We start from the raw sequence: 18,817 nt of genomic DNA on the forward strand, positions 1-18,817 counted from the left end.
ATGCTAAGCAACTTTTATTTACCTTGCCCTCTTATAAAAACTTCAAAGGTCGATTACAATACCGCCATCTAAAAGGCAGCTGCCTTTATCTGCAAGCAAATAGAGTGGATTTTCTTCTTCATGGCAATCAAACTTGCAATTAATGGTTTTGGTCGAATCGGGCGCAACATCGTCCGTGCTCTGTATGAATCAGGGCTTGAAGATCAAATCAAAATTGTCGCTATTAACGAATTAGCCGACCCTAAGGGCATTGCCCATCTCCTTAAATACGATACATCTCACGGCCGCTTTTCATTCCCTGTTAATCTTGGTGAAGATACTTTAACGGTTGCTAACGACTCTATAGCCTTATTTGCAGAAGAAAACCCTGCAGAACTGCCTTGGCAAACTCTTGATGTTGATGTGGTTCTTGAATGTACTGGGGTGTATCACTCTCGTGAACATGCAGAACTACACTTAGCTGCTGGTGCAAAAAAAGTATTGTTTTCACAGCCTGCAGATGCTGATGTTGATGCCACAATTGTGTATGGTATTAACGATGATGAGCTAAAAGCTGAACATACGATTGTTTCAAACGGTTCATGTACCACAAACTGTATTGTGCCAGTAATTAAAGTGCTGGATGACGCATTTTCGATTGAATCTGGGGCTATTACAACGATTCATGCCTCGATGCATGATCAGCAAGTGATTGATGCGTATCATCATGATTTACGTCGTACTCGCGCTGCAAGCCAGTCTATTATTCCGGTGGATACAAAGCTTGCTCGTGGTATTGAGCGTATTTTGCCTAAGTTTCATAGTCGCTTTGAAGCCATTGCTGTTAGGGTACCAACTATCAATGTGACGGCGATGGATTTAAGTGTAACAGTGAATACCGATGTGAATTTAGCGACTGTCAATCAGGCACTTAAGTTAGCTGCAAAAGACCGCCTTGACGGTATTTTAAGCTACACAGAAGAGCCATTGGTATCGGTAGATTTTAATCATGACCCACATTCTTGTATCATAGATGGCACTCAGACACGTGTTAGTCATAAACGACTGATAAAGTTGTTAGTGTGGTGCGATAATGAGTGGGGCTTTGCGAATCGTATGCTCGACACTGCGCGTGCGATGATGGCTGTAAGCCAATAATTTATAAATATAATATTAGTATCGTTAACTAAGGAGAAGTCCATGTCGGTCATTAAAATGGCAGATTTAGATTTAAACGGCAAACGCGTGTTAATTCGTGAAGATTTAAATGTGCCTGTAAAAGAAGGTAAAGTGACCTCTGATGCGCGTATTCGTGCAGCATTACCAACTATCAAATTAGCGTTAGAAAAAGGCGCTAAAGTAATGGTGATGTCACACCTTGGCCGCCCTACGGAAGGGGAATATGATGAAGCGTTTTCGCTTGCCCCTGTGGTTAATTATTTAAATGATGCCCTTGAGCAAACAGTTCGTCTTGAAAAAGACTACTTAGAAGGCGTAGACGTTGCTGATAACGAAGTGGTTGTTTTCGAAAACGTGCGTTTTAACGCGGGCGAAAAGAAAAACGACGAAGCGCTGTCTAAAAAACTAGCTGCATTATGTGATGTTTACGTAATGGACGCATTTGGTACGGCTCACCGTGCACAAGCATCTACTCACGGTGTGGGTTTATTTGCTGATGTTGCATGTGCAGGTCCACTACTTGCGGCAGAGCTTGACGCATTAGGTAAAGCGCTTGATAACCCAGCTCGTCCTTTAGTTGCTATCGTTGGTGGCTCTAAAGTATCGACTAAGTTAACTGTACTTGATTCACTTTCTAAAGTGGTTGACCAACTTGTAACGGGTGGTGGTATCGCTAATACCTTCATCGCAGCAGCAGGTTACCCAGTAGGTAAATCTTTATTTGAAGCTGATTTAATTGATGAAGCAAACAAATTAAGTGCTGCGGCAAAAGCTAATAACGGTGAAATCCCGGTACCAACTGATGTTGTTGTAGGCAATGAGTTCTCAGAATCTGCAGTGGCAACATTAAAAGATGTGAATGAAGTAACAGACGAAGACATGATCTTCGATATTGGTCCTGATACAGCAAACCAATTAGCAAAAATCATTGCTAATGCGGGCACCGTTGTATGGAATGGTCCAGTAGGTGTATTTGAATTTGACCAATTTGGTAACGGCACACGTGCTATTGCTGATGCGATTGCTAACTCAAGTGCATTCTCGATTGCTGGTGGCGGTGATACGCTTGCAGCGATTGATAAATACGGCATTGCCGATAAAGTTTCTTACATTTCAACCGGTGGTGGTGCTTTCCTTGAGTTTTTAGAAGGGAAAAAATTACCAGCAGTTGCTATGCTTGAAGAACGTGCTAAGTAATTAGTGCGTATGCCAGCGTAATTATTAGGTAATTACGCTGGTTTAGCTGTTAATAAAATACCTCTCACCCTCGTTTTATTTACAGCTGTTACGGTAGGCGCGAGCTTTTCGTGATGCAGTGATGCATCAAAAAATAACTTATCCGTTCAAACTAGATAGTAGGAAACTACTGTCGATACAATTTGGAGAATACCAAATGGCTTTAATCAGTATGCGACAACTTCTTGATCATGCAGCTGAAAATGGTTATGGCGTACCTGCCTTTAACGTTAATAACCAAGAGCAAATGCGTGCAATTATGGAAGCGGCTGACAAAACAAACAGCCCGGTAATTGTACAAGGTTCAGCAGGCGCACGTGCTTATGCTGGTGCCCCTTTTATTCGTCATATGATTTTAGCAGCCGTTGAAGAATGGCCTCATATTCCAGTTGTAATGCACCAAGACCACGGTACTTCACCTGGTGTATGTCAGCGCTCAATCCAGTTAGGCTTTTCATCAGTTATGATGGATGGCTCATTAATGTCTGATGGTAAAACCCCTTCAAGCTACGAATACAATGTTGATGTAACACGTCAAACAGTTGAAATGGCACATGCTTGTGGTGTGTCTGTTGAAGGCGAGTTAGGTGTTTTAGGTTCACTTGAAACAGGTGAAGCAGGTGAAGAAGACGGCGTTGGTGCTGAAGGTAAATTGTCTACTGATCAAATGCTAACAGATCCTGAAGAAGCCGCTGATTTCGTTAGTAAAACTAAGGTTGATGCACTTGCTATCGCTTGTGGTACATCACATGGCGCGTACAAATTTACTCGTCCACCAACAGACGATATCTTAGCGATTGATCGTATTAAAGAAATCCACGCGCGTATTCCTAACACACACTTAGTAATGCATGGTTCTTCTTCTGTTCCACAAGAGTGGTTAGAAGTGATTAACCAATACGGTGGCGAAATCCCTGAAACATATGGCGTGCCAGTAGAGCAGATCATTGAAGGTATTAAATACGGTGTTCGTAAAGTAAATATCGATACCGATCTTCGCTTAGCATCAACAGGTGCAATTCGTCGTCACTTAGCTTTAAACCCAGCTAACTTTGATCCACGTAAATACCTAGCTGAAGCAACGAAAGCAATGACTGAGATCTGTGTTGCTCGCTACGAAGCATTTGGTACGGCAGGTCAAGCTGGTAAGATCAAGCCTATCTCTTTAGATGATATGCATCTTAAATACTTATCAGGTGAACTTGATCCACAAATTAAGTAATTGATAATAAATTGAAAAAGCCGGCTTTATGCCGGTTTTTTTATGCTTTGATCAAGGCGGATCAGCGATATACTTACTCGTGTTTTTCAGGATCACTGTTTTACTAAGCTTAGCTTTCACGGATCATTATTTTACTAGTTGTATACTGATCACAGGCTTTTCTTTGCTCATCTTTTAAACGAAATGCTGAGCATCTTAACATTAAATCAACAAGTTATCTTATTCTCTAAGTAAAAAACTGATCTGAAGTTGATCTTCTTAGTAAAAACCTGATCCTGATCTGATTGAGTTGGTAGATCAGTGATCCGTGATTTTTATGTGAAATATCTCCTCCTCGCCTTGACCAAAAGCCCTTTATGTTCGATTTTTAAGTTATTGCTTAAAATGAGGATCGCTACCATGAATAAACCTGCCATGATGTTGTCGAGCTTTGCAATGTGCATTATTTCTTTTCATAGTGCTGCCGAAGCTGTAGATGTGTATGGTCGGGCCCATTTAGGGGTTGCTAATAGCGACACTGGCGATGGCAGTGAAACGTCTATTGAGAGCTATAACTCTCGTATGGGGATCAAAGGCAGCGGTGAAATAAGCGATGGGTTAAAAGCCGTATATAAGTTTGAGTTTGCAGTAAATGCGGCTGATCAAGATAGCGATGGTAAAACTGAAGAGAATATTACCGCTCGTAATCAATATGTTGGTCTACAAGGCAGTTATGGGCAGGTAGTGCTTGGTCGTCACGATACCGCGTTAAAAAAATCGCAAGGTAAGGTTGATTTAATGAACGACTTTAACGGTGATGTTAAAGCCTTGTTCAATGGGGAAAATCGCCTTGGCGATGTGGTTCATTATAGCTCGCCAATTGTTGGCAATATGCAATTTGTGGTCACCTATATTGCTGAAGATAATTCCAAACAAGATGAAGAAACCGGTGTTTCTGCGGCATTTATGTATGGTGATAGTAAATTTAAGAAAACGCCTTACTTTGTAAGTGTTGCCCACGACAGTAAAGTAGCTGGTTATGATACAACGCGGTTTACGGCGCAAGGTAAATTAGGCGATTTAACTTTAGGTGGTATGTATCAGCAAAGTGAAAAAGTTACAGGTTCCGATAAAGAAGATGGCTTTTTAGTGAGTGCATCTTACAAAATCGATAAATATAAGTTATTGGCGCAATACCAAGATACTGATGGCAGCTTTGGTAAGTTGAAAGATTCGGGGAGTGGTACGTCTATTGGGGTTGAACGAAGCCTGTCAAAACAAGCACGTATGTACATGTGGTATACGCAATTTTCACTAGATAATAATACTGACGAAGATCATCTCGCAGTCACTTTAAGGTATGACTTTTAATCCGAAATTTGCTATTTAAGCGTAAAAAATGGCTATTTTTGCATTGATTCTTTTGCGCTTTTTCAATTACTCGTTAGACTTTCATAAAAATGTCATACTTAGTCATAATAATGAAACCAGTTCGCTAACGAAAGAGATAAATTGGAATGTCACGTAAAGTACTAGTCGTCGATGACGAAGCGCCTATCAGAGAGATGCTGGTTTTTGTTTTAGAGCAAAATGGTTTTCAAGCAATTGAAGCAGAAGATTATGACTCTGCAATTGAAGCTATGGTCGAACCATACCCAGATATGGTTTTATTAGATTGGATGTTACCTGGTGGTAGCGGTATTCAAATTGCTAAGAAATTTAAGCAAAACGAATATACTCGTCAGATCCCTATCATTATGCTGACAGCTCGCGGTGAAGAAGAAGACAAAGTACGCGGCCTTGAAGTAGGTGCTGATGATTACGTAACCAAACCATTTTCTCCTAAAGAATTAATGGCGCGCATTAAAGCGGTTATTCGCCGTGTTTCACCAACCTCATTAGAAGAAGCCATTGAAGTTCATGGCTTACGCCTTGACCCAATCTCACACCGTGTAACATCAGAAGGTAGTGAATTAGATATGGGGCCTACTGAATTTAGATTACTACATTTCTTCATGACGCATCCTGAACGTGTTTACAGCCGTGAACAATTACTTGATCATGTATGGGGAACAAATGTATATGTAGAAGACCGTACTGTTGATGTACATATTCGTCGTCTACGTAAAGCGATTGCACCATTAGGGCATGACCGTTTAGTGCAAACCGTTCGCGGTGCAGGCTATCGTTTTTCAAGTAAATTATAAGTGTCATGGCAATGACCTTAACAAGCTAATTTACATACTTAAGGTAAAGTGAGTGTATGTATCGAGTAGTGAATAAACAGGCGTTAGCAAAACGCCTGTTTATGTATTTCTTACCCTTGTTATTAGTTGGCGTACTTGTAGGTGCGCCTTTTTTGCTTTTATTTTTAGGCTCTTTTGCACTTTTAATTTGGCATTATCATCAATTATATCGCCTCAGCGATTGGCTTCTGAATCAACGTAGTTTTAATCCACCCGAAGGGGAGGGAGCGTGGGAGCAAGTCTTTGAAGGGATCTATCACTTACAACATCGCAACCGAAAAAAACGCAATGAATTGGCAGATTTAATACGCCGCTTTCGTGATGGCGCTGAAGCTGTGCCTGATGCGGTGGTGGTATTACAAAAAGATCTTAGCATTATTTGGTGTAACCAATTGGCTTTAAAGGTTTTAGGGTTACAGTGGCCTACTGATCATGGGCAACGCTTGGATAATCTTATTCGCGATCCTAAGTTTGCAAAGTACATGCATAAAGCCTGTTTCGATGAACCGCTCGAGCTTGATGGTGGCCACAGCTACGATCAAACGCTAGAGTTTCGTGTTATGCCCTATGCAAGTTCACAGTTGATGATGGTGGTGCGTGATGTTACTCGCTTAAAGCAACTTGAGCAGATGCGTAAAGACTTTGTGGCCAATGTTTCTCATGAGCTAAGAACACCGCTTACTGTGGTAACCGGTTACTTAGAGATGCTTGATTCAGATAGCTTACCACCTCCTGCAATGTGGCAAAAAGCGCAAACAACCATGCTTGAGCAATGTAAGCGTATGGATAGCTTGGTCAATCAATTACTGTCGTTGTCGCGTATTGAAGGGGCACGTCGGCAAGATAACGATAAGCCGGTTAATGTGCCGCAGCTTCTTACCTATATTCAAACCGAAGCACAGTCATTGAACCAGGACAAAGGCCATGAGCTTATATTTAATGTTGATACGAGTTTAGATATTAAAGGGGCCGAAGACGAATTACGTAGTGCCTTTTCTAACCTTGTTTTTAATGCCATTCATTACACCAAGCCAGGTGGCAAGATTGTGGTTGATTGGCAGCTTAAAGATAACCAAGCCGCATTTAGTGTGACCGATAATGGTGATGGTATTGCCGCAGAGCATATTAACCGTTTAACCGAGCGTTTTTATCGTGTCGATAAAGCGCGTAGCCGTACGACAGGTGGGTCTGGGCTAGGTTTAGCAATTACAAAACATGTACTTACAAGGCATGATAGTCGTTTAGATATCAGCAGTAAATTAGGACAAGGCTCGACCTTTGCGTTTGCATTTGGTAGCGAAAAAGTCGTGCGTATTGCAGAAAAAATTGAAAAAACCAAAAAAACTGCAAAGTCATAAAAATGTCATTTAAGGGTAATCTAACTGTCATCTAGTGTCATTAGAGTAGACCGCAGTTAGGAAATGGGACGAACAAATCGGAGTAACCCCTATGAAATTCAAAAATCTCGTTGCCGCAATGGGTGTGGCTGTAACAACATTTGTATCAGCACAAGCAGCTGCAGTTGATAAAGATATGCCTGAGTACACTAAAACAAGTGGTATCTCTGGTAACTTCTCATCTGTAGGTTCTGACACGCTTGCAAACATGATGACGTTCTGGGCAGAAGAGTACAAACGCTTCTATCCAAACGTAAACATTCAAATCCAAGCAGCGGGTTCTTCAACTGCTCCTCCAGCATTAACTGAAGGTACAGCAAACTTCGGCCCAATGAGCCGTCGTATGAAGTCAAAAGAAATCGAAGCATTCGAAAAGCGTTACGGCTACAAGCCAACTGAAGTACGCGTTGCAATCGATGCGCTAGCTGTATTCGTACACAAAGATAACCCAATCAAAGGTTTACGTATTGACCAAGTTGATGCGATTTTCTCTTCTACACGCAAATGTGGTGCAGATGCACAAGTTAATCGTTGGAGCGAAGTAGGTCTTGAGGGCGATTGGGCTGCAAAAGATATTCAGCTTTACGGTCGTAACTCAGTATCGGGTACTTACGGTTATTTCAAGAAGAAAGCACTGTGTAAAGGTGACTTCCGTAACAACGTAAACGAACAACCTGGTTCTGCATCTGTAGTACAGTCAATTTCTTCTTCAGTGAACGCAATTGGTTACTCAGGTATCGGTTATAAAACATCAGGTGTACGCACAGTTCCACTTTCTAAGAAAGGCGATAACTTTGTTGATGCAACATTAGAAAACGTAGCAACAGGTAAATACCCACTATCTCGTTTCTTATACGTTTATGTGAACAAGCACCCTAACAAGCCGCTTTCACCAATCGATGCAGAGTTCTTAAAAATGGTTCTTTCTGTAGACGGTCAAAAAATTGTTGAGAAAGATGGTTATGTGCCACTTTCAGGTAAAATGGCAATGGCTGAACTTAAAAAGCTAGGCCTTCTGTAACAACCATACAGACATAGATGAAAAAACCGCTCATTGAGCGGTTTTTTTTCGTTTAGCTTTTGGCAAAGAGCTTGGCTTTAATACGTTGCTGAGCAATACGTACTTGCTTGCGCTTTTTACCCGAGGGTGCCTTAAAGCTTTGAATAGGCATTACCGTTGGGTATTCATTGGGTAATGCTGGTACATTAAAGTCAGCGTGTTCATCTTTTGGCAAGCCAATTTCTTGTTGATGTACACGAAGTGCCACTAAGGTATCATCATTTTCAACTTCACTTGGACATAAAAATAAACCCATTTCACGCATTTTCACACCTAAGCCGATGCTGCTTGAATAGCGTACAATTGGCGCTGCTAAAATAAGGCCTACTAAAATAGGTGATAACCACCAAAAGAAGGTCGGTGTGTAATAGTAGGCAACTGAGCCCCAGATAATCGCGGTAATAGTCGAAAATAACGTATAACCAATCGCTTCTTTCCACGGCACCATTCTGCCTTCGCGAGGCTGTGCATCCCAGCTAACTTTTTTGCCTAAAAATACGCACACGACAAAGTAGCTATGAAATACCATCATTAAAGGTGCAATCACAATCGCAAAAATAGTTTCGATGAGTGAACTGGCAATTAACTTCATCGTACCGCCAAAGGCTTTATTACGATGCACTAGAGTCACAATTACGCCCATTAATTTAGGCAGTAACAACAATACAGCTGTAATAAATAACAACGAATCAATTAAATCCGTTTTAGCAATTTGCCAGGTTGGGAAAAGTTGATAAGCATGGTTAAAGTACACGTCGCTATTAAGTGCACGAGTTACTGCATCTAAGGTACTTAATGCCAGCATCGATAACCAAATTAACGATGAAATATATGCTGTGGCACCAAATAAAAAATGCATTTTACTCATTAGCTTAAGACCTGATTTAGGTAGTAAACCTAAATGCTGGATATTACCTTGCACCCAACGTCTATCACGAATCGCGTAATCCAGAATGTTACTTGGTACTTCTTCGTAACTACCTTCAACATCGCTAAGCAGAAGTACATCCCAACCACTACGATGTAGCAGAGAAGCTTCTACAAAGTCATGACTCAAGATTTCACCACCAAATGGGGCATTGCCTTTTAGAACAGGTAGGCCGCAGCACTTTGTGAATGCTTCAACGCGAATAATCGCATTGTGGCCCCAGTAGTTTGCTTGGTTTGTTTGCCAAAAAGCAGAACCAGTTGCCAACATTGGGCTATATAAAATTGATGCAAACTGTAAAAAGCGACCAAAAAACGTGTCTTGGCGAACTGGAATAGGGATCGTCTGGATCAAACCTGATTTTGGGTTGCTGATCATGCTTGAAGTCAGTTCAAGCATACATTGACCCGTCATTATGCTATCGGCATCAAGCACAATCATGTGATCGTATTGGCTACCCCAACGTTCACAAAAGTCAGTTAAGTTACCCACTTTACGGTGTTTATTATCTTCACGGCGACGATAAAAAGTATGCTTTGCTAAATCACCTAAGCGCTCAGTAAGTGCATTCCACGCTTTAAGTTCATTACGTGCAATTTCAGGGTCTTGCGTATCACTTAGCAAGTAAAAGTCGTAATGCGGCATTTGCCCTGTTTTAGCCAGCGAGCGTAAACTTACTTCAAAACCGGCGATGACACGCTCTGTATCTTCGTTGTAGATAGGCATAACAATGGCTGTTTTAGTTTGGCTCAAGGCATGCTGATTAATCTCGATTGGCTTTTGACGTTTTAAGGTCAACGGGTCAATACGAAATAATTGCAGGATGAAGCCCATACAGCCACTACAAAAGGCTGTAACAATCCACGCGAAGGTAACTGTGAATAATGCCAGTAAAGCGTACTCAAGGGGTGTCATGCCGTTAGAATTTAAAATATCGAACATGATCCACACGCCATAGGCGGTAATGGTGAGCGCAAGGCTTGAAAAAAGCCAAGCGCGGGTTTTCTTAAATGGCATTGCTGTTGCCTTTAATGCTTTACTATTGGACGTCGTTTGGATACCAGACATAGCTCCATACCTCGCTGATTTCTTTATCACGTAGTTTTAACGATAAGCGCATATCAACAGGCTTATCTCCCTCTGGCGCCACTTTAAATGCTACGCGCCATCCTTGATTGTTTGGTAACTGCTGTACCGTTTTATCGCTTATTTTCCCAGCTGAGAGTGTAAGATCCGCCTGCATGGCAAAATTAGCTGATAGTTGATTAATCGTTTCGCCACTAAAATCAACGGTAAATTGGCGGTGGCTTTTTGGTGGTGGATTGTCTTCACCAGGTAATGCTGCACTACCAATTCGGGTTCTTAACACACTCGCTTTATCTTGAGTTGCAAGCGTGGCATTGAAAGTCGACAGCTTGTAACTAAAGCTTAAGCTGTCACCAGCTTTCATTGGCTGCTCTGGCACCCAGTAGCTAACAATATTGTCGTTAGTTTCGGTATCTGTTGGGATCTCTACTAACTCAACACGCCCTTTACCCCAATTACCCACAGGCTCAATCCACATGCTCGGACGGTTGTGATAATGCGCTTCGGTATCAAGGTAGTTATTAAAATCTCGGTCTCGCTGTGCTAAACCAAAGCCTTTAGGGTTCTCGTAGCTAAACGAAGTGACACTTAATTTCTTCGGGTTATTCAGTGCACGCCAAATCCATTGACCTTGTTCTGTTTGCATTAATAGGCCATCAGAATCATGTACTTCAGGGCGGTAATCATCAAAAAACTTGGTACTGTTTTCACCGTGGTAGAACATGCTAGTTAGCGGGGCTATGCCGAGCTTTTTGATGTCTTTACGGGCAAAAATTTGCATCTCGGTTTTTACTTCAGTGTTGGTAGATGGAGTTAGTTCAAAACGATAGGCTCCCGACACTGATGGGCTATCTAATAACGCATAGAGCACGATGGTAGTATCTTCGGGGGCAGGTTTTACTAACCAGAATTCTTTGAAAACAGGAAACTCTTCGCCTGAGCTCAGTGCTGTATCAACTGCAAGCCCCCGAGCTGACAGACCATATACTTGGTGCGGACCAACTAAACGAAAATATGAAGCTCCTTGGAACACCGCCACTTCGTCTTTGTACTCATTGTTATTCAGTGGGAAATGCAAACGAAAGCCAGCATGGCCAAGTTGGGTATTGGCAACAGCAGTACTGATCTCTTGCTCTAATGGTGCAGCGGTCGCGTCATAACGGTAGTAATCCGTTTTAAAAGGTAAACTTTTTACTTCGGCATTTTGCTCAAGAGTATTAATTGCAACCGGTGAGCGATATAAGAAGCCAGGGTGGAATAACTGCACCTCATAAAGGCTTTGATCTTTCCATATTGCTTGCTCAGTACGAAAACGAATCGCACGGTAGTCCTGATAACCAATGCTAGTTAATGCTTCAAGCTCTAACTCTTTAGGTGCTACATATGGCTCTGAAGCTAATTTTTTCGCACGTGCAGTGATAACTTCAAATAGCTTTTCTTCAGGAATCGTGATCATTGCAGGCTTAAGCTCAACAGCAGCAGTATCCTTTACTTGCTGTTTTTCATTTTCGGTTGCTTGAACCTCTGCGGCTGTTTGTTCTGTTTCAGTTGCTTTTGGCTGCTCTGGGTCTTCAACTGCGTAACTATGACCTGCGCTGATGGCTAATAATACGCCCAAGAAGGTCTTCTTTTTAATAGCGCTGAAGAGCTTAGTTCGGGTTTCTGGTTTCATTCAATTTTCCTTTAGCCGTAAATCACGTTAATTCTTTCATATCTCATAGCAATTACTGGACCCAAAATAAAAACTAATAATCTCAATGGCTTTGAGTTGGTGCAGCTAAATGCGAAGAGTAAAATTTTGAAATTAGTGAGAAACAATTACACGGTTGCAGTTGTTTATTCGTCACCAATATGGAGAAGTTTAATGAACGAAAGCTTGCCCTAATATGAATAGCTTAAAGGATAAACAAAAATATGAACAAAATTACCAGAGGCTTAATTGTGAAAGCGAAATTGTAATCGGGAGAGGAGTGTAGGCACCGAATAGGTTTTCAGTGCCCTAAAAAGCGAGCCGTTGTTATTTAACTTCGCCTAACTTTTCTGCATTAGCTTTACATTGGTTGTAAGCTTCAATGCACTTGTTGCTACAGACTTTATGAACTAAGCCATCAGCAGTGCTTTGTTGTTCACAGCTCGCTTCGCATTGATAGTTTTGCTGAGCACATTGCTGCATTTCTGGGTTGTCAATTTTGCTTGAGCAGGCAGACAGTAATGTCATAGCAAACAATGTTGCTGCAATTGCTGGTAGTTTTTTCATGCTTATCCCTAGTTTATGTCTTTTCTTTGCAATCCATCTTACCCAGATTGTTGCTATTTAATCCAGCTCAACTTGTAAATTGTCAATTAAACGTACTGAACCCAAATAAGCAGCAGCTAAAATAACAAGTTGTTTATCAGCCGCGGTGGCTGGCTTTAGTGTTGAGCGCTCTGCAATCGAATAATAGTCAGGTTTTAGTCCTGCACTTTCAAGCTGTGCTTTTGCATCTTCCTCAAGTGCTGCAATGTCTGCGCTGCCTTGTTTAAGTGCTGTTGCTGTATTATTTAGCGTGGCAAACAGTACTTTTGCAGTGTCTTTTTGCTGATCAGATAAATAGCCATTACGAGAACTCATAGCTAAACCAGAGATTTCGCGGCAAGTAGGCACGCCAACAATTTCAACTGGAATAGATAAATCGCGCGTCATGGTTTTAATGACTTGTAGCTGCTGAAAATCTTTTTCACCAAAACAAGCAAAGTCAGGTTGAACCAAATTGAATAACTTAGTAACAACCGTCGCAACACCTTTGAAGTGACCAGGACGTGAGCCTCCACAGTAACCCATAGAAACACCCGGTACATCGACAAAGCTTTGCTCGCCTAAACCATTTGGGTAAATCGTTTCAACGGATGGGGTAAACACGATATCAGTACCAAGATCTGCTAAACCTTGTTTATCTTCGTTTAGTGTACGCGGGTAACTATCAAGGTCTTCATTGGCACCAAATTGCATCGGGTTTACAAAGATACTCACAACCACTTTATCAGCCAATGTTTTGGCTTTTTCAACAAGTGAAAAGTGACCTTGGTGTAAATTGCCCATGGTAGGCACAAGCGCTATGCTCAGGTCCGCTTGACGCCAAGCTTTGATTTGGCTGCGTAACGATTTGATTTCAGTGATTGATTGCATTTATTTAAACTCGTGTTCGGTACTTGGGAAAGCACCACTTTTTACATCTTCACAATACTTTTGCACTGCTGCTGGCATATTGCCGGTTTCTAATAAAAAGTTCTTTGAAAACTTAGGAATATAGCCTGCCGAAATACCAACTAGGTCGTGCATTACTAAGATTTGCCCATCAGTTTGATTACCTGCACCAATACCAATGGTAGGAATGCTCAGTTCATCAGTAATGCGTTTAGCAAGCTCACTAGGAATACATTCTAAAACAAGCAGCTGTGCACCTGCCGCCTCAAGTGCTTTTGCATCGCTGACCATTTTATCGGCTTGAGATTGCTCACGACCTTGAATTTTAAAACCGCCAAATACATGCACTGACTGAGGTGTTAGCCCTAGGTGACCACATACTGGAATACCTTGTTGGGTCATCGCACGAATGCTGTCGTGTAGCCATTCGCCGCCTTCAAGCTTGATCATGTTTGCCCCTGCACGCATCAGCTCTGCAGCATTTTTACAGGCATCAGTTGGGTTGGCATAGGTCATAAAAGGTAAGTCAGCAACAACAAATAACTCTCGGCTACCTGCTCGTACGCAGCGTGTATGATAAGCAATATCACTGTTGGTTACCGCTAATGTGTCATCAGCACCTTGCAATACCATACCTAGTGAGTCACCGACTAAAATCACCTCGACGCCATTATCATGAAACAATTTAGCAAAGCTGGCATCGTAAGCCGTTAATGCGGTGATTTTTTGTTGTTCTTGTTTCATTTTATTGAGAGTTGAAACGGTGATTTTAGACATAATTTCCTCTAAGGCCTAGCCTTGGTTGATTACTGCTGAGGGAGTTGTTGTAAATCGTTTAAAGGCAACGTTTTTTTTATATCAGCAAGTGATTGATTATTCGGTAGTACAAGTGTTGGTGCAATTTCCAACAAGGGATAAACAACAAACTCTCGCTCTGTTAGGCCATAATGAGGCACGGTTAAGCGAGGAGTGTTTATCACGTCATTACCGAACAATAAAATATCTATATCAAGGGTGCGCGGACCCCAGCGTTCTTCTTTTCTAACACGGCCATGCTCAAGCTCAATGGCTTGAGTTAAATCAAGCAACTGCTCTGGCTTAAGTGCAGTTTTAACACACGCGACTGCATTTACATAATCGGGTTGATCTTGTGGCCCCATTGGTTTGCTTGCGTAATCATGTGATACACAAACAAACTCAACATCTTTTAGTGCTTTTAGGGCAGCGACAGCAGCATGAATTTGTTTACGTGGCGCGTTTAAATTGGCACCTAAACCTAAATAAACGGTATGCATACTTAGTCTACTTTTTTCTTGCGTGGGCGACGACGGCGCTTAGGGCCACCTTGGTGTCCTAAACTTTTAACCATCTCTTTTTGGCCATTGATGTCTTGGCTTAGGTAGGTTGTCCACCAATCAGCAAGCTCTTTTTGCCGCTCTTCTCCAGCTTGCACACGCAGAAGTAAGAAGTCATAGGCGGCTTTGAAGCGAGGCTGTTGAGTGAGCCTATAAGCACGTTGACCACCTCGTTTATCAAGGCGTTGCTGAATATGCCAAATATCACGTGCACCCAGGGTGAAGCGTTTTGGTACTGCTACATGTTGCGCGTTTTCACTCAGTACTTTGTTCATCGCTTGCGCAAATGCATCGTACTCTGAAAGTTGGTCGCGTTGTTGTAATTTGTTAGCAATGCTCTGCAATGGGAACCACAATAAGGCTGCAAAAATAAAGGCTGGGGTGACTTTTTTATCAGCATTAATACGTTTATCGGTGTTTTTAAACATTTGCAGGATAAACGTATGTTCAAAGCCTTCAGGGTTGGCATCTAAGATTTTATCAAGCGCAGGGAATAATGCTTTGAATAAACCATACTGGCGCAGCATTAAGTAGTTTTCTTCTGCTTTGCCGTTTAAAAACAACTTAAGAGATTCTTCAAACAAACGCGCAGGCGGAATATGATCAAGTAAGTTAGCAAGGCCTTTAATTGGCTTTTCGGTGCCAGGTGCAATGCTCATCCCTAGTTTCGTGGCAAAACGCACTGCACGTAACATGCGCACAGGGTCTTCACGGTAACGTGTTTCTGGGTCGCCAATCAGCTCAATTTGTTTTGCTTTTATCGCGCTAATGCCATTGGCATAGTCATAAATACAAAAGTCGTTAATTGAGTAGTAAAGCGCATTAATCGAAAAGTCGCGGCGCTCGGCATCTTCTTCAATACTGCCATATACATTGTCGCGAAGTAATTGGCCATGCTCGCTTGATTGGCTAATTTGATTTTTGCTTTCTTCAGCTTCGTGATGGCCACGCATGGTCGCCACTTCAATAATTTCTCGACCAAACACGATATGGGCTAAACGAAACCGACGACCAATTAAGCGACAGTTACGAAATAGCTTTTTGATTTGCTCAGGGGTTGCATTTGTTACAACGTCGAAGTCTTTGGGTTGTTGGCCTAACAATATATCTCGAATACAACCACCTACAAGGTAGGCATCAAAACCACCTTCTTTAAGGCGGTACAATACTTTGATTGCATTTGGGCTAAATTGTTTGCGCGAAATACCATGTTCACTGCGTTCGATCACCAAAGGTAACTCGCTCGTTGGCAAAGCATCACTTGATGTCGAGGCATTTGGGCCAATAATCTGCCGACAAAATTGAAAAAGCTTAGAAATAATAATCTGTCTCCTACGACGCGGACTTTGCGACTCATCAAGTATAGCGTTTGTTTGATACTTCGCCGATGTGAGATTGACGTGTTATCAGTGTGTAATTAACGGCGCTAAATTAAGGTGTTGATGATTCGCACACTTTGGGTCGCTATCATATACCAGCAGGGCTGAAAAATTAAGTTACTCGGCCTTTAAAATTGGCAATTTATTTTTCAATAGTAACAAAGTTACAAAAAGGGGAGTTTGGATCCTCGCTAACTTGTATTTCTTGCACCTTTGGTATGTGTTCAAGGCGGTAAGTTTCAACAGCCCAAGCTAACATCTGTTCGATATTTAACGATAAAAGAGAGCTTTCTGGCTTTAAACCTAAAAAGCGCAAGGCATCGAACAACGCGGGCTTTGGATCTGATTTTGCTATTGCCGGAGCGTAATTTTGCTTTGATAGCTTAAAACCGGGTTTAGCTACTGCTAAAGGTAGGTGAGCGTATTCTGGGGCCGGTTTATTAAGCTGCTTAAACAAACTGAGTTGTCGGGCGGTCGGTTCGAGTAAATCAGCGCCGCGAACGACTCTTGTAATACCTTGTGCAATATCATCAGCGACCACGACCAGTTGGTAAGCAAATAAACCATCGCTGCGCTTTATTAAGTAATCTTCTTTGGCAAGTTGGCTATCAATATACACTTCACCTTGAATTAAATCATGGTAGTGACTGGTTGCAAATTGCTGAGTTAAACGCAGTGCTGAATCTGTTAAAGAGAGGTTTTTATGTCGGCAATGGCCTTGGTAAATGCCTCCGATTGCTTTAATTTCTTTGCGCGTGCAATGACATGCATAAACAAGGTTTTTCGAAATTAACTCGTCAACAATGGCTTGGTATTGCTCATGACGCTGGGTTTGGTATATGACAGGCTCGTCCCAGTGCAGGCCGTAAGCCTCTAAGGTATGTAATATATCGTCGCTAGCACCACTTACAACACGTGTTGTGTCGATATCTTCAATGCGTACTAACCATTTTCCTTGATTGGCTTTTGCATCAAGGAAGCTACCCACAGCCGCTATAAGTGAGCCAAAATGTAATGGCCCTGAAGGGGATGGCGCGAAGCGGCCACGATATTCACGCATTGGCGTGTTAACGGCTGTGGTAGACATGGGCTAATTAAAGGATGTAATTAACCGCGTCCAGATTGCTTTTCTTTAATTTCTGCAAGCGTTTTACAGTCTACACATAAATCAGCTGTAGGACGCGCTTCTAAGCGGCGAATACCAATTTCGATACCACACAATTCACAGAAACCAAACTCATCTTCTTTGATTAATAGAATCGTTTTCTCAATTTTCTTGATCAGTTTACGCTCGCGGTCACGAGTACGAAGTTCTAGTGAGAACTCTTCTTCTTGTGCTGCACGGTCTACTGGATCTGGAAAGTTAGCTGCTTCGTCTTGCATGTGCGATTTAGTACGGTCTACTTCGTTACGTAAATCGTTACGCCAAGCTTCTAAAATTTTTTTAAAATGAGCACGTTGTGCTTCATTCATATACTCTTCACCTGGCTGTTCTTGATATGGTTCCAACCCGGCCTGAGCCAATAACCCTAGTCTTTTTTGGTCTGGCATAACTTTCTCCTAAATCCTTAATATTTTGCCCAGCATTAGCCGGCGGCTATAAATAGCAGAATCATTAGATTGAGGCAAATTTATTTTAGCTTAATTTATATGCCTCGCCCCCTGATTGCATAATTTTCTATGAGTAGAGTCACTCATAATTTTAATAAATTTGCTAAGTTATATAGGCAAAAAAAAATAATACAACTTAAATCGTGTTTTTTATTGTCTTTTTAGTAAAAGAGTTGCTTAGCTAATAAAATCACATTTTTCTTGCAGCTTAATTTCTTCAGCAGAAATTTTTGCTTTGTAAGCAATGACTTCAACACCGTTTTCTATAGCTTCAGTTAAAAGTTGGGCATATTTGGGATCAATATGAGCAGCCGCACTTACTTGATTGATACCTTCATGTAAAACGGCAAAAAATAGCACGGCACGATGTCCTTGCTGTCCCATTTCTATTAACTCTCGCAGATGCTTTTGGCCACGCTCAGTTTTTGCATCTGGAAAATAACCTTGCCCAGATTGTGGGTCTGTTTGCGAAAGCAATGTCACTGATTTTACTTCTACATAGCAATGGGGTTTGTGTTCATCTGTTAATAAAAAATCGATACGACTATTTTCTTGGCCGTATTTTACTTCTGCAGCAATTGTTTGATAGTCAACAAGTTCAGCAATCGTGCCTGCAGTGAGCGCTTCTTGCACAACGTAGTTTGCCACGGCGGTATTAACACAAATTAAATGATTAAATTGGTTCTGAGTTAATTGCAACGATTGAGGGTACTTGCGTTTGGCATTATCACTGGTTGAATAAAAAGCCTTAAACCCTGGCTCTGCACAGCCCGTCATTTTGCCGGTATTAGCACAGTGAGCTGTAAACTCTGCGCCTTCGGAAGTTTTTAAGTCTGCTAAAAAACGTTTGTAGCGTTTGATTAAGGTGGCTGATTGTAATGCTGGAGTAAACTTCATGGCTCTTATAAATTCGTTTTTCTTTATTGTATGTGATTCATTACATGGATTGAACCACACTGCACAATGCTATTTATCG

17 protein-coding genes are annotated in these 18,817 nt (G+C 41.7%); 7 read left to right on the forward strand and 10 right to left on the reverse strand.

The window, feature by feature from the left end; all coding sequences use genetic code 11:
* Nucleotides 1-120 precede the first annotated feature (120 nt).
* From epd to KQP93_RS03705, 7 genes are all read left to right on the forward strand, one after another.
* A complete protein-coding gene (gene epd / locus KQP93_RS03675) occupies nt 121-1,137 on the forward strand; it encodes an erythrose-4-phosphate dehydrogenase (RefSeq protein WP_054551164.1) in 1,017 nt (338 codons plus the stop codon).
* Between the two features lie 42 nt (nt 1,138-1,179).
* A complete protein-coding gene (locus KQP93_RS03680) occupies nt 1,180-2,355 on the forward strand; it encodes a phosphoglycerate kinase (protein WP_105174837.1) in 1,176 nt (391 codons plus the stop codon).
* A gap of 196 nt (nt 2,356-2,551) precedes the next feature.
* Nucleotides 2,552-3,616: a class II fructose-bisphosphate aldolase gene (gene fba / locus KQP93_RS03685; protein WP_054560883.1), complete on the forward strand. Its 1,065-nt coding sequence runs from the start codon at nt 2,552-2,554 to the stop codon at nt 3,614-3,616.
* Nucleotides 3,617-4,015: 399 nt separating this feature from the next.
* Complete coding sequence (locus KQP93_RS03690) at nt 4,016-4,966, forward strand: porin (protein WP_217875882.1); 951 nt, start codon at nt 4,016-4,018, stop codon at nt 4,964-4,966.
* Nucleotides 4,967-5,112: 146 nt separating this feature from the next.
* Nucleotides 5,113-5,802, forward strand: coding sequence for a phosphate regulon transcriptional regulator PhoB (gene phoB, locus KQP93_RS03695; RefSeq protein WP_054551169.1), 690 nt, complete (start codon nt 5,113-5,115; stop codon nt 5,800-5,802).
* 56 nt (nt 5,803-5,858) lie between these two features.
* Nucleotides 5,859-7,199 carry a phosphate regulon sensor histidine kinase PhoR gene (gene phoR, locus KQP93_RS03700; protein ID WP_217875884.1) on the forward strand — a complete coding sequence of 447 codons (1,341 nt, stop codon included), beginning with the start codon at nt 5,859-5,861 and terminating at the stop codon, nt 7,197-7,199.
* A gap of 91 nt (nt 7,200-7,290) precedes the next feature.
* Nucleotides 7,291-8,259 carry a PstS family phosphate ABC transporter substrate-binding protein gene (locus KQP93_RS03705; protein ID WP_217875885.1) on the forward strand — a complete coding sequence of 323 codons (969 nt, stop codon included), beginning with the start codon at nt 7,291-7,293 and terminating at the stop codon, nt 8,257-8,259.
* A gap of 52 nt (nt 8,260-8,311) precedes the next feature.
* Here the strand turns inward: KQP93_RS03705 and mdoH are convergent, their stop codons facing one another.
* The 10 genes from mdoH to sfsA all read right to left on the reverse strand — a co-directional run bounded on the left by mdoH (nt 8,312) and on the right by sfsA (nt 18,738).
* Nucleotides 8,312-10,294, reverse strand: coding sequence for a glucans biosynthesis glucosyltransferase MdoH (gene mdoH, locus KQP93_RS03710; protein WP_217875887.1), 1,983 nt, complete (start codon nt 10,292-10,294; stop codon nt 8,312-8,314).
* Nucleotides 10,266-11,984 (reverse strand): glucan biosynthesis protein, encoded by a 1,719-nt coding sequence (locus KQP93_RS03715; RefSeq protein WP_217875888.1) that lies wholly within the window; start codon nt 11,982-11,984, stop codon nt 10,266-10,268. The genes mdoH and KQP93_RS03715 overlap by 29 nt, the downstream gene beginning before the upstream one ends.
* Nucleotides 11,985-12,329: 345 nt before the next feature.
* Entirely contained in the window at nt 12,330-12,569 is a 240-nt protein-coding gene (locus KQP93_RS03720) for a hypothetical protein (RefSeq protein WP_058585751.1), read from the reverse strand.
* Between the two features lie 57 nt (nt 12,570-12,626).
* Nucleotides 12,627-13,478 carry a pantoate--beta-alanine ligase gene (panC, locus tag KQP93_RS03725; protein ID WP_217875890.1) on the reverse strand — a complete coding sequence of 284 codons (852 nt, stop codon included), beginning with the start codon at nt 13,476-13,478 and terminating at the stop codon, nt 12,627-12,629.
* Nucleotides 13,479-14,273 (reverse strand): 3-methyl-2-oxobutanoate hydroxymethyltransferase, encoded by a 795-nt coding sequence (gene panB / locus KQP93_RS03730; protein ID WP_217875891.1) that lies wholly within the window; start codon nt 14,271-14,273, stop codon nt 13,479-13,481.
* Between the two features lie 29 nt (nt 14,274-14,302).
* A complete protein-coding gene (folK, locus tag KQP93_RS03735) occupies nt 14,303-14,791 on the reverse strand; it encodes a 2-amino-4-hydroxy-6-hydroxymethyldihydropteridine diphosphokinase (RefSeq protein WP_217875893.1) in 489 nt (162 codons plus the stop codon).
* Nucleotides 14,792-14,793: 2 nt separating this feature from the next.
* Nucleotides 14,794-16,080 carry a polynucleotide adenylyltransferase PcnB gene (pcnB, locus tag KQP93_RS03740; RefSeq protein ID WP_254907732.1) on the reverse strand — a complete coding sequence of 429 codons (1,287 nt, stop codon included), beginning with the start codon at nt 16,078-16,080 and terminating at the stop codon, nt 14,794-14,796.
* 292 nt (nt 16,081-16,372) lie between these two features.
* Nucleotides 16,373-17,317, reverse strand: coding sequence for a tRNA glutamyl-Q(34) synthetase GluQRS (gene gluQRS, locus KQP93_RS03745; protein ID WP_217875895.1), 945 nt, complete (start codon nt 17,315-17,317; stop codon nt 16,373-16,375).
* Nucleotides 17,318-17,337: 20 nt separating this feature from the next.
* Entirely contained in the window at nt 17,338-17,781 is a 444-nt protein-coding gene (gene dksA, locus KQP93_RS03750; protein ID WP_217875897.1) for an RNA polymerase-binding protein DksA, read from the reverse strand.
* A 237-nt stretch (nt 17,782-18,018) separates the two neighbouring features.
* A complete protein-coding gene (gene sfsA, locus KQP93_RS03755; protein WP_217875899.1) occupies nt 18,019-18,738 on the reverse strand; it encodes a DNA/RNA nuclease SfsA in 720 nt (239 codons plus the stop codon).
* Between the last annotated feature and the right edge of the window lie 79 nt (nt 18,739-18,817).

It is taken from the genome of Pseudoalteromonas shioyasakiensis, assembly GCF_019134595.1.
GTDB classification, from domain to species: domain Bacteria; phylum Pseudomonadota; class Gammaproteobacteria; order Enterobacterales; family Alteromonadaceae; genus Pseudoalteromonas; species Pseudoalteromonas shioyasakiensis_A.